Genomic DNA, 313 nt, shown 5'->3' on the forward strand with positions numbered 1-313 from the left:
GTCAGAGTGCATTTAAAGATTACTTGCCAACCACGTCGCCACGCATTGGCGCCAACCGGGCGATCAAACGGTTCTGGACCGGAACCGGGACGTTCTCGGTGTCCATCGCTGCGATCAGGTTTTCAACCAGCGCGTTGAAATCGCTGGGGGTAAGGTTCTGGCCCTTGTGCGACTCGGCCATGCTGTCACCGGTGTAGCGGCACGGGCCGCCCGCTTCGACACAGAGTTGCTCGACCAGTTTGTCGCGCAGACGCACGATGTCGACTTTCTTGAAGTGCTCGACAATCCGGTCATCCCTGGCCACGTTCATGAG

The 313-nt window shown here is 58.8% G+C and carries 1 protein-coding gene; it reads right to left on the reverse strand.

Annotated elements, in window-relative coordinates; translation table 11 throughout:
* Positions 1 to 19: 19 nt before the first annotated feature.
* Positions 20 to 313, reverse strand: a 294-nt coding sequence (locus ALO43_RS15460) for a group I truncated hemoglobin (RefSeq protein WP_054997762.1), incomplete at its 5' end; no start/stop codon positions are given.

Source organism: Pseudomonas tremae, from assembly GCF_001401155.1.
GTDB lineage: Bacteria > Pseudomonadota > Gammaproteobacteria > Pseudomonadales > Pseudomonadaceae > Aquipseudomonas > Aquipseudomonas tremae.